Source organism: Roseomonas rosulenta, assembly GCF_016106005.1.
Lineage (GTDB): Bacteria > Pseudomonadota > Alphaproteobacteria > Acetobacterales > Acetobacteraceae > Neoroseomonas > Neoroseomonas rosulenta.
In genome coordinates this window covers 1-10893 of sequence record NZ_JACADR010000145.1, presented here as the reverse complement: position 1 = coordinate 10893, position 10893 = coordinate 1, and the positions used below count along the sequence as shown (strand labels likewise).

The following is a 10893-nucleotide window of genomic DNA, read 5'->3' as shown; positions in this document are numbered from 1 at the left end:
TCGCGGTGCGCGCCGCCGGCGGCCGCGCCGGCCCTCGATCCACGGCGCGAGGCAACTGCGCGGGCGCGGAGCGCCGGGTAGTGGCGCTCGGCCCGCGCCTCGACCTGCGCCAGTCGCAGCAGCTGGTGATGACGCCGCAGCTGCGCCAGGCGATCAAGCTGCTGCAATCCTCCAACATCGAGGTCACCGCCTTCGTCGAGGAGGAGCTCGAGCGCAACCCGCTATTGGAGCGCGACGAACGCACCGACCCCGGCCCGGATGCCGGCCGCACCACCGACCCGCTGCCCGCTCCACCTGAAGCCCCCGACGCCGCCGCCGCCGCCGCCTCGGACGTGTTGCCGAGCGAGGCCGCCGCCCCGCTCGATGCCGAATGGGACAATGTCTACGACGCCGGCACGCCCCACATGGGAAGCGGCGGACGCGCCGATTTCGACGACGAGCTTTCGGGCATCGACGGCATGGCGGCGCCCGAGAAGAACCTGCGCGAGCACATCGGCGAGCAGGTGCGCCTGACGTTCCACACGGCGCAGGACCGCATGATCGCGGCGAACCTGCTCGCGCTGGTGGATCCCGCCGGGCGTCTTGCCGTGGCGGATGCCGCCATCGCCGCCGCGCTGGGCTGTGCGGAAGCCGTCGTCACCGCCGTGCGCCGGCGCATGCAGCGCTTCGACCCGGTGGGCATGTTCTGCGCCGACCTGCGCGAATGCCTGATGGTCCAGCTGCAGGACCGCAACCGCTACGACCCGGCGATGGCCGCGCTGCTCGACAACCTCGAGATGCTCGCCCGGCGCGACCTGCGCGGATTGCAGCGCGTCTGTGGCGTCGATGCCGAGGACATGGCCGAGATGGTGGCCGAGCTCCGGCGGCTTGACCCCAAGCCTGGCGCGAGCTTCGACGCCCCACCCGCCGCCACCCTCGTGCCTGACGTGCTGATGCGCCGCGGCCCGGCCGATGACTGGATCGTGGAGCTGAACCCCGAGACCCTGCCCCGCGTGCTGATCAACCGCGGCTTCCACGCCCGCGCGGTGGTGGGGGCGAAGTCGCGCGACGAGAAGGCCTGGGTGGCCGAACGCTTCCAGACGGCCTCATGGCTGGTGAAGTCGCTCGAGCAGCGCGCCAACACCATCCTGAAGGTCTCGGCCGAGATCGTGCGCCGGCAGGACGGCTTCTTCCGCCACGGGGTCGCGCATCTGCGCCCCCTCATCCTGCGCAACGTGGCGGAGGAGGTTGGCATGCACGAGAGCACCGTCTCCCGCGTCACCTCGAACAAGGCGATCGCGACACCGCGCGGCACCTTCGAGCTCAAGTATTTCTTCACCACCGCCATCGCCGGCACGGCCGGGGGCGATTCCGTCAGCGCCGAGGCGGTGCGCCACCGCATCAAGTCGATGGTCGAGGCTGAGACCGCGGAGGATATCCTCTCCGACGATGCGATCGTGGAGCGACTTCGCGCGGAAGGCGTGGACATTGCCCGCCGGACCGTGGCCAAATACCGCGATGCGCTGCGGATACCGTCATCGGTGCAGCGCAAAAGGGAGAAGGCCGTCCCGGCCTGATCCGACCCAGCCTGTGCGGGCCCGCGCGGAGGATGCGGACCCGGCGATACGGTCGCCACGGGGCGGCCCCTCCCCTTCACTGAAGAAGGAGGGCACAGCCCCATGCATGTCACGGTCGCAGGCAAACAGGTGGAAACCGGCGAGGCGCTGAAGGTCCATGTGCGCGATGGCCTCGATGCCATCACGCGCAAGTATTTCGACCACGCGCTGGAAGCCAACGTCACCTTCCATAAGAACCGCGCGCTGTTCGCCTGTGACATCAACCTCAAGGCCGGGCGCGGCCTCGCGCTGCGCGGGGAAGGCGAAGGCCCCGACGCGCACCGCGCCTTCGACGAGGCCGCCGAGCACCTGGCCAAGCGCCTGCGCCGCTATCGCCGCCGGATGAACGAGCACGCGCGCTCGGCCGCGCCCGAGCGCGAGGTTGCGGCCGAACCGCCCGCTGGGCGCGAACGCGTGCTGCAGGCGATCGAGGACGAGGAGGAAGCCCCCGCCGCCGCCAACGGCGCCGACCACGGCGCCATCATCGCCGAGCACCCAGCCGCGATCGACCTGCTGACGGTGGGGGAGGCGGTGATGCGCATGGACCTCGCGCATGTGCCGGTGCTGATGTTCCGCAACAAGGCGACGCGCGCGCTGAACGTGGTCTATCGGCGCGCCGACGGGAATGTCGGCTGGATCGACCCAGGCGGCGCGTGACGCTGGGGCGCGGCGGGCTGGGCCTCAGCCGCCCGCCGCCTCCACCGCCGCAAGAACCCCCGGCAGGTCTGCCGCCCACGCCGCGGTCACCAGGTCCGGGCGTTCCAGCCAGAGGTGGTGGCGTAGCCCGGCCACGCGGGAGACCTTGGCGAAGCACGTCCGCAGCGTGAGCGACGCCCGGGTGGCGGGAATCAGCTCGACCACCGCGGTGCCCCGGCGGGCTGCCAGCAGCAGCGCCAGGCCGGCGCCATGCGGCGCGACGACGCAGGGCGCGCGGCGCAGCCGGGCGATGTTGTGGCCGAGCGTCGTGCGGCTGAACAGCGCGGCCTCGAAGCCACGCTCCGCCAGCGCGGCCTCCAGCGCCGCCTCGTTGCCCAGCGGCCGCTTTGGTGTGTCGCGCCGCGAGATATAGAGCGGCCCGCTGCCCATGGCCGGCCCGGCCATGGCGTCGGCGCGTGCGGCGATGCGCTCCAGCAGGCCGCCATAGGCCGCGCGATGCGCCATCAGGGCCAGGTTGCGCTGTGCGATGAACAGGCGTTCGACGAACAGCGCATCGCCCACCGCGATGCGCGGCGCCGCGCCGGCATCCGCAAGGTCCAGGCTTTCGCCAACGAAGGCCGGCGCGCGGTCGGACAGCAGCAGGGGCAGCGTGCCGGCGGCATCGTTCAGTCGCCAGGCCAGGCTCGGCAGCCATTCGGCGAACCAGTGGTAGAGATTGCCGTGCGGCTCGACCGCCATCACGGCGGCCGGAATCGTCGGCGCCGACGCCATGGCGGCGATCCCCTCCGTCGGCACCGGCCGCTGGTAGGTGAGCACCGGGCGCCCATCGCGGTCCCAGACAAGGCCGCCGCGATCGACGAAAACGTCGCGCAGCACCGAGACCTCCGGCGGCGGCAGGCGCGCGGCTATTGTCTCGAAGGTCGCCATGGCCCGCCCGGCCTCCTGCGCGATGGCCTCCGGCACCCCCGGCGCGGCCAGGATCACGGTGGGTGGCGATGCCAGGTCGCTGCGTGCGCCTTCCGGGCCGAAGGGGATGCCGGCCGGTTCGGGCTTGCGGTCGGAGGCGCCGAGCAGCCGCTCGGCCAGGGCCGCCGCCGTGGCGCGCATCGCCGGCGCCACGGTAGGCGCCTGGGCGGCACGCTGGAGCAACCGCAGCACCACCGGCATCTGCTGCGGATCGTGGCCCGGACCCCCGATGTAGGTTGCGGGGTCGGCCAGCAGCAGCGACAGTCCTTCGGGCAGCTGGCCCGCCTGCGCCATCTGCCAGGCAAGGACGACCCGCAGCGAGGGCTGGATGCGCGCGGCGATGGCGAAGGCCGCGGCGGCGGCGACGTCCTCGGCGCGGCCTTCGACCAGCGCCGCGTTCACCACCGCCGAGACGATGCCCGGGCCGACCCGCCTTGGGTCCAGCAGCGCTGCAAGGCGCAGGGCCTCGGCCCAATCCCCGCGTCGGGCCGCGTCGCGCACCGTGGCAGGCGCGGGTCGCGGCGGGCGCGCCTCCTTGTCCATGGTCGCGGCTGTTCCCCCTGCCACATCGCGCATCGCGGGCAACGATGCGGCGGCGGCGCAATGCTAGGGCAGCGTCCGGTCGCGTGGAACCGCCGCAGGGTTCCGCACGACGGGGCGTGAGTGGCTCGGGCGATCCGTCTTCTCCTGAGCGACGTCCGACGCGGCAGGCGCATGTGGCCCGTTCGTTCCCGAGGCGCGCAGCGGCGCCGGACCGAGGCCGGGCGGGGCAGCCTGCGCGCGCCTTGTCGGGCGTCGCGGCCCCGCGCGAGAGCAGCGCCGAGGCCCGGGCCGGAATGCCGGCCGGCCGGACGCAGGGAGACGCGGCGCATGTCGGAGACCATCGGCGAGGAAGACGCGCCGGGCGCCTCCGTGCTTGCCGAGGAGCCGCTGCGGAAGATGCTGGTGGGCACCTTCCACAAGACCGGCACCATGCTGATGTTCAAGGTCTTCACGCAGATCGCGGTGCGTCGGGGCTACCGGCTCTCGGAGCGGCGCAGTCGCATGCCGCTCGACGAATGGGACATCTTCTTCGACGCGCCTTCGCGCTTCGAGACCGGGCCCCTGCTGCCCACGGCGCGGGGCATCGTGGTGATCCGCGACCCGCGCGATGCCGTCATCAGCGGCGCGCACTACCACGCGCGCCTGGCGCCTGGCCCGCCCGAGGCCTGGGCGCATGTGCCCCGCCCCGGATTCGGCGGTTTGACCTATGCGCAGAAGACCACCTCGCTCCCGGATGACGAGGCGCGGATCTCCTTCGAGATGGACCACATGGCCGCGGGCACGCTGAAACGGATGGCGGAGTTCGCCAAGCCTTCGCCGATGTTCAGGACCATCCACTTCGAGGACCTGGCCACCGACACCGAACTGCTCACGTTCCGGCGCATGTTCCTCTGGCTCGGGCTGCGCCGGCAGGACATGGCCGCGGCGCTGCGCATCGCCGAGGCAAACAGCCTGTTCTCGGGCCGGCTGAACACGACGCATATGCGCTCCGGCCGTCCGGAGTAGTGGCGGGAGCAGTTCACCCCCGCCCTGCACGCCAAGTTCCGCAAGACATTCGGCGACCTCGCGGAACGGCTGGGCTACCCGGCGGCCTGACCGCGCCGGTCAGTGCACCAGCGCCGGCCCCATCCCGTGCTGAACGATGGCCGCGGTCGCGAGGGCGATGCTCGGCGCGGCGCCGATCGGCGTGCCGTCGGCGGCATGGATGGCGATGGCCGCCTGGCCGTTCACCACCACCGGGCGGACATAGGCGATGCGCTGCGCGCCATAGCGCGCCCAGTCGAGCGGCGAGAGCCGCTTGAGGTCGGCCGCCGACAGGGCCTGGTCTTGCGGCTCGTCGATATCGTCATACTCGGTCATCTGAGGTTCTCCTGCCGCGCCGTCCCCGCGGGGCCCGTGCGGCGTTGACCGGCCCGGATGGGCCCGGCTGGGGAAGGAGGGGGGATCAGCCCCGGTCGGGGCGCCCCTCCATGATCGTGGTCGGCCCGTTCGTGCGTGCGCCGATGCGGATGGTCCTGACCCGCGCCTCGGGCTGCGGGCGCTTCAGGTCGAGGTGCAGCAGCCCGTTGTCGAGCCACGCACCTTCCACCTCCATGCCTTCCGCGAGCACGAAGGCGCGCTGGAACTGCCGCGCGGCGATGCCGCGATGGAGGAAGACGCGCCCCTCGGCATCGTCCTTCTGGCGGCCGCGGATCACCAACTGGTTGTCTTCCTGCGTGATCTGCAGGTCGTCCATGGCGAAGCCGGCCACGGCTAGGGTGATGCGCAGGCGGTTATCGCCGGTCTGTTCGATGTTGTAGGGGGGGTAGCCATCGGCATTCTTGCCGACCCGGTCGAGCATCTGCTCGAGGTGGTCGAAGCCGAGGAACAGGGGCGAGCCGAAGAGCGACTGGCGTGACACCGAAGCGGGCCTCCTCATGCGAGAGCGAAGCGGTGGCGGGACCCGAAGCACCCCGCCATGCCACGATCTTGGCGGGCGGTGCCCGCGTTGCAAGGGGTGGCGCGCGATGCCCGGTCGAAGGGGGCTCCCCAAGCGGCCCGGCGGGGGCTAAGCACCCGGCGCCCCGCCATGACCGATACCCCGACGCTGCCGATCTTGTTCGTTCCCGACCCGCGACTGCGCGCCAAGGCGAAGCCCGTCGGCCCGGCGGATGCCGACCGGGTGCGCGCCCTGGCGCCGCAGATGCTGGCTTCGATGTACGCCGCGCCGGGCATCGGCCTGGCCGCGCCGCAGGTGGGCGAGCTGCTGCGCCTGGTGGTGATCGACCTGCAGAAGAACGAGCAGCCGGACCCGATCGTGCTGGTGAACCCCGAGATCGTCGCCGCCAGCAAGGAGGTCGCGACGCGCGAGGAAGGCTGCCTGTCCCTGCCCGGCCAGTACGCCGACGTGACGCGCCCCGCGCAGGTGCGCGTGCGCTACCACGACCTGTCCGGCGCGCGGCACGAGATCGCGGGCGAGGGCCTGCTCTCCGCCTGCCTGCAGCACGAGATCGACCACCTGGATGGGGTGCTGTTCGTGGACTACCTGAGCGCGCTAAAGCGCAATATGCTGCTGCGCCGGCTCGCCAAGGACCTCAAGGCGAAGCAGCGGGACTGAGCCGATGCGCCTCGCCTTCATGGGCAGCCCCGACTTCGCCGTGCCGGCGCTGCGCGCGCTGCATGCGGCGGGGCACGAGATCGCCGCCGTCTATTGCCAGCCGCCCCGCCCGGCCGGGCGGGGGCAGAAGGAAACGCCCTGCCCGGTGCATCGCGCGGCGCTCGATCTCGGCCTGCCGGTCCGCACGCCCGCGCGGCTCAGGCGCGATGCCGCCGAGCATGACGCCTTCGCCGCGCTCGACCTCGATGCCGCGGTGGTCGCCGCCTATGGGCTGATCCTGCCGCGCGCGATGCTGGATGCGCCGAGGCGCGGGTGCATCAACATCCATGCCTCGCTGCTGCCGCGCTGGCGCGGGGCGGCGCCGATCCATGCCGCCATCCTGGCCGGGGACCGCGAGACCGGCATCACCATCATGCGCATGGAGGAAGGCCTCGACACCGGCCCAATGCTGCTGGCCGAGGCGATGCCCATCGCGCCCGACGCCACGGCGGGCGCGCTGCATGATGCGCTGGCGGCGATGGGCGCGCGCCTGGTGCTGCGCGCCCTGGCCGAGGACCCGGCGGCGATTCCGCAGCCCGAGGCCGGCGTGACCTACGCGCCGAAACTGACCAAGGCGGATGGACGTCTCGACTGGGCGGCCGAGGCCGCCGCGCTGGAACGCCGCGTGCGCGCGCTGAACCCCTGGCCCGGCACCTTCTTCGACCATGGCGGCGAGCAGGTGCGCGTGCTGGCCGCGCGCGTCGAGCCCGGCGCCGGCGTCCCCGGCATGCTGCTGGATGATGCCGGCCTGGTCGCGACCGGCACCGCGGCGCTGCGCCTGCTGCGCCTGCAACGCCCCGGCCGCGCCGCGCAGGACGCGGACGCCTTCCTGCGTGGCTTCGCGCTGCCCCGCGGGACGGTCCTCGGCTGATGCCCGCCTTCGCGCTGCTGGTGGAATACGACGGCGCGCCCTTCATCGGCTGGCAGCGGCAGACGAGCGGCCTGTCCATCCAGCAGGTGATCGAGGAGGCCGCCGCCCACCTGAACGGCGGCGAGCCGCCCCTCGCCACAGCCGCCGGGCGCACCGATGCCGGCGTGCATGCGGAGGCCCAGGTGGTGCTGGTCGAGATCGCCGCCGACCTGCCGCCCGAGCGCGTGCGCGATGCGCTGAACTTCCACACCCGGCCGCACTCGGTCACGGTGCTGGCGGCCGTCGCGGCAGCGCCCGGCTGGTCGCCGCGCTTCGACGCGACCGGGCGGGCCTATCGCTATCGCATCCTGAACCGGCGCGCGCGCCCGGCGCTCGACGTCGGGCGCGTCTGGCACGTGCAGCGGCGGCTCGATGCGACGGCGATGCACGAAGCGGCGCAGGCGCTGCTCGGGCGGCATGATTTCTCCGCCTTCCGTGCGGCCTCCTGCCAGGCGAAGTCGCCGCTGCGCACGCTGGATCGCCTCGATGTGACGCGACTGGCCGACGAGGTGGTGATCGTCGCCGAGGCACGCTCCTTCCTGCACCACCAGGTGCGCAACCTGGTCGGCACGCTGGTCGAGGTCGGCATGGGCCGCCGCCCGGCCTCCTGGCCGCGCGCCGTGCTGGATGGCCGCGACCGCGCCCGCGCGGGGCAGACCGCGCCGCCGGAGGGCCTGACCCTGACCGGCGTGCGCTACGACCCGCCGATCGACTGGGGCTGACGCCGCGCCACCGCCGCCCTCAACATTTCTCGCCAAACCCGCCATAAGGCGCGGCGATGCCTGCCCGCGACCTTACCCTTCCCGGCGCCCGCCGCTCGGCCTGGCTGAATTCCCTGTTCGTCGACCATGCGCTGCTGCGCCTGGGCTGGCGCAACTGGGGCGTGGTTGAGAGCGGCCGGCTGTATAGGTCGAACCACCCCACGCCCTGGCAGCTCGACCAGGCGGTGCGGCGGCATGGCATCCGCACCGTGATCAACCTGCGCGGGCACCGCGAGGCCTGCGGGTCGGATGCGCTGGGCCGTCAGGCGGCGGCGGCGCTAGGGCTCGAGCACATCGACGCGCCGCTGGAATCGCGCGGCGCGCCGCACAAGGATCGCGTGCTGCGCCTGGCGGGCATCTTCGCGCGCATGACCGAGCCCGGGCTGATCCACTGCAAGTCGGGTGCGGACCGCACCGGGCTCGCGGCCGGGATCTGGCTGCTGGCGCGCGGCGGCACGGTGGAGCAGGCGCTCGACCAACTCTCGCTGCGTTTCGGGCATGTGGCGGCGGCGCGCACCGGCATCCTCGACGCCTTCTTCCGGTCCTACGCCGCCTTCGTGAAGACTCACGGCGCTAAGCCGTTCCTGGATTGGGTGCGGGAGGATTATTCGGAAGACGCCCTCCGGGCGTCCTTCCGAAGCACCCCCTGGGCCGACCGGCTGGTGGATGGCGTGCTGCGGCGCGAGTGACGCCGCAGCGCGGGCTCAGCGGCGCCTGCCGATGACCACCAGGTAGTCGCGCGGCATCGCGACGCCGAGCGGCGTGCGATGCGTGTCGTGGAACGCCACGAAGTCGCGGCGCAGGTCGTCCTTCCGGTCGGTCGCACGGTGCAGCATCTTGGTCGGGCCGTAGCCCTCGCTGAACACGTTCCAGACACGCTCGCCCGAGGGCATGCGCAGGACCGTCGTGCCGGTCTCGAAGGACAGGTCGAAATCGGCGCCGAGCAACTCGCGCACACGATCCTGTCGCCCCCATTCGAAGGGCGAGGGAGGTGCCGGGCTGGGCGGCGGCGGCATGTAGGGCTTCATCATCTGGAACATGCCGGCGAGGGTGCTGGTCGGCGGCCAGGTGGTGAGGCCGATCCGCCCGCCGGCCTTCGTCAGCCGCGCCAGTTCGCGCGCCACGGCATCCGGCCGGCTCGCGAACATCACGCCGCAGGTGGATGTGATGACGTCGAACGCGCCTCCGGGCAGGTCGGTGCCTTCCGCATCGCCGACGGCAAAGTCGATGTCGAGGTTGGATGCGGTCGCGAGCCGACGCGCCGCATCGATCACGCCCTCGCCGATGTCGATGCCTGTGACCTTCGCGCCCTTCTGCGCAAGGCGCCGCGCGGTCCATCCCGTTCCGGTGGCGAGGTCGAGCACGCTTTCGCCGGGCTGGATGTCGAGCAGGTTCAGCATGTGCTCGATGGAATCAGCGATCGACTCGCTGATCCTGTCATAGGCCGCTCCGCCTGCACCCCATGTGCTGGCGGCCTTCTCGTTGTGCGGCTGGATGGCCATGCGCGTTCTTCCCTGCTTGGCGCGCCGTTCGGCGCGCGGGCGGACGCTAGGCCCTATCGGCCGGCAATGACACGTCTATTCGCCTGCCGAATCATGCGCTTCGGCGCGCTGCGGAACCGCTTCCAGCGCCGTCACGTCGCCGCGCACCAGCGCCGGGATAGCGCGCGCCACGCGATCGGCCGGCCAGTCCCACCAGGCGATCCCGAGCAGGCGGTCCACCGTCGCCTCGTCGAAGCGCCGCCGCGCCAGCCGCGCCGGGTTGCCGGCCACCACGCCATAGGGCGGTACGTCCTCCGTCACCACCGCTCGCGCGCCGACAACCGCGCCATCGCCGATGGTGACCCCCGGCAGCACCAGGCATTCCGTGCCGAGCCAGACATCATTGCCGACCACGATGTCCCCGCCGCCGCGCCACGGATAGTCGGCGAGCGGCAGCGCATCGGCGAAGGCCCCGCCCATGATCGCGAAGGGATAGGTGGAGGGCCCCGCCATGGCGTGGTTCGCCGCCGGCATCAGGAAGGTGGCGCGATGCGCGATGGCGCAATACCGCCCGATGGTCAGCCGCCCGAGGCCGAAATTGTAGCGCACGCAGCGTTCCAGGAAGCGCAGCGGGTCCTCGTGATCGTGGTAGTAGGAGTAGTCCCCGGCGGCGACGTTCGCGACGTCGGGACTGAGCGCCAGCAGCGGGCGCAGGAAGACGGTGCCGGTGTCGCCCGGCACGGGGTGCAGCGTGTCGGGATCGGGCGGCGCGGTCATGCGGTGCTCCGGGGTTCCAGCCGCAGATACACGGCCAGCGCGGCCAGCGCGACCAGCAGGAACACGACCCCTGCCACCAGCGGCGCCGCCGGCGCGCCGCTCGCGTCGCGCGCCCAGCCCGCCAGCGGCGGCAGCAGCGCCAGCGCGCCATAGAACATGGTGTAGTGCACGCCCATGCCGAAGGCGCGGGACGGCGCGGACAGGGCGCGCCCCACCATTGCCATCACCAGGCTGGCCGGCGGTCCCGCCAGCAAGCCGAACAGGCCGAGCGCCACCCAGGGGCTGAGCCCCGCCACAACCGCCACCAGGCAGGCCGCCATGCCGAGCATGCAGCCGACCACTGTCGCCACCGGCCGGCCCAGCCTTTCCGCCACCGCCCCGCCTAGTGGCAGCAGCGGCAGGATGGCGAAGCCGACCAGGGAGGTGGCGGCACCCGCCGCCTCCGCCGCCCAGCCGCGCGCCACCAGGAAGGCCGGCGCAAAGCCCAGCGCCACCACGAAGGCCGCGTTGTAGAAGGCCCAGACCGTGGCCGCGCTCAGCAGCGGCGCCCATTCCCCGCGCAGCAGCC

At 72.5% G+C, this 10893-nt stretch carries 13 protein-coding genes; 7 read left to right on the top strand and 6 right to left on the bottom strand.

From position 1 onward, the window contains the following. Together rpoN and hpf are read left to right on the top strand one after the other, a co-directional pair. Positions 1-1556: RNA polymerase factor sigma-54 (gene rpoN, locus HW578_RS16485; RefSeq protein ID WP_456308288.1), on the top strand; the 1556-nt coding region annotated here is incomplete at its 5' end. A 102-nt stretch (positions 1557-1658) separates the two neighbouring features. Next, a complete protein-coding gene (gene hpf / locus HW578_RS16480) occupies positions 1659-2252 on the top strand; it encodes a ribosome hibernation-promoting factor, HPF/YfiA family (protein WP_198371703.1) in 594 nt (197 codons plus the stop codon). A gap of 24 nt (positions 2253-2276) precedes the next feature. Here the strand turns inward: hpf and HW578_RS16475 are convergent, their stop codons facing one another. Next, positions 2277-3761, bottom strand: a complete 1485-nt coding sequence (locus tag HW578_RS16475) for a glycosyltransferase 61 family protein (RefSeq protein WP_198371702.1) — start codon at positions 3759-3761, stop codon at positions 2277-2279. Between the two features lie 327 nt (positions 3762-4088). Between HW578_RS16475 and HW578_RS16470 the strand changes: the two genes are divergently transcribed. Continuing rightward, the gene (locus HW578_RS16470; RefSeq protein WP_198371701.1) at positions 4089-4766 is read left to right on the top strand and encodes a hypothetical protein; all 678 of its coding nucleotides are present in this window, start codon (positions 4089-4091) and stop codon (positions 4764-4766) included. A 99-nt stretch (positions 4767-4865) separates the two neighbouring features. Here the strand turns inward: HW578_RS16470 and HW578_RS16465 are convergent, their stop codons facing one another. Further along, complete coding sequence (locus HW578_RS16465; RefSeq protein WP_198371700.1) at positions 4866-5120, bottom strand: hypothetical protein; 255 nt, start codon at positions 5118-5120, stop codon at positions 4866-4868. Positions 5121-5205: 85 nt separating this feature from the next. Further along, positions 5206-5661 (bottom strand): Hsp20 family protein, encoded by a 456-nt coding sequence (locus HW578_RS16460; RefSeq protein WP_369407909.1) that lies wholly within the window; start codon positions 5659-5661, stop codon positions 5206-5208. 168 nt (positions 5662-5829) lie between these two features. Between HW578_RS16460 and def the strand changes: the two genes are divergently transcribed. Genes def through HW578_RS16440 form a run of 4 tightly spaced genes read left to right on the top strand, consistent with a single transcriptional unit; the run spans position 5830 to position 8756 of the window. Next, positions 5830-6357 carry a peptide deformylase gene (def, locus tag HW578_RS16455; RefSeq protein WP_198371698.1) on the top strand — a complete coding sequence of 176 codons (528 nt, stop codon included), beginning with the start codon at positions 5830-5832 and terminating at the stop codon, positions 6355-6357. A 4-nt stretch (positions 6358-6361) separates the two neighbouring features. Beyond that, a complete protein-coding gene (gene fmt / locus HW578_RS16450; protein ID WP_198371696.1) occupies positions 6362-7267 on the top strand; it encodes a methionyl-tRNA formyltransferase in 906 nt (301 codons plus the stop codon). Continuing rightward, positions 7267-8028 (top strand): tRNA pseudouridine(38-40) synthase TruA, encoded by a 762-nt coding sequence (gene truA / locus HW578_RS16445; protein WP_198371695.1) that lies wholly within the window; start codon positions 7267-7269, stop codon positions 8026-8028. The genes fmt and truA overlap by 1 nt, the downstream gene beginning before the upstream one ends. A gap of 56 nt (positions 8029-8084) precedes the next feature. Continuing rightward, complete coding sequence (locus tag HW578_RS16440) at positions 8085-8756, top strand: tyrosine-protein phosphatase (protein ID WP_198371693.1); 672 nt, start codon at positions 8085-8087, stop codon at positions 8754-8756. A gap of 15 nt (positions 8757-8771) precedes the next feature. Here HW578_RS16440 and HW578_RS16435 read toward each other — a convergent pair whose 3' ends face one another. From HW578_RS16435 to HW578_RS16425, 3 genes are all read right to left on the bottom strand, one after another. Next, positions 8772-9569 (bottom strand): class I SAM-dependent methyltransferase, encoded by a 798-nt coding sequence (locus tag HW578_RS16435; RefSeq protein ID WP_198371691.1) that lies wholly within the window; start codon positions 9567-9569, stop codon positions 8772-8774. Positions 9570-9644: 75 nt separating this feature from the next. Then, positions 9645-10325, bottom strand: a complete 681-nt coding sequence (locus HW578_RS16430; protein WP_198371690.1) for a CatB-related O-acetyltransferase — start codon at positions 10323-10325, stop codon at positions 9645-9647. Further along, positions 10322-10893 (bottom strand): MFS transporter (locus tag HW578_RS16425; protein ID WP_198371688.1); only part of this gene is annotated, 572 nt, incomplete at its 5' end. The genes HW578_RS16430 and HW578_RS16425, both read right to left, overlap by 4 nt.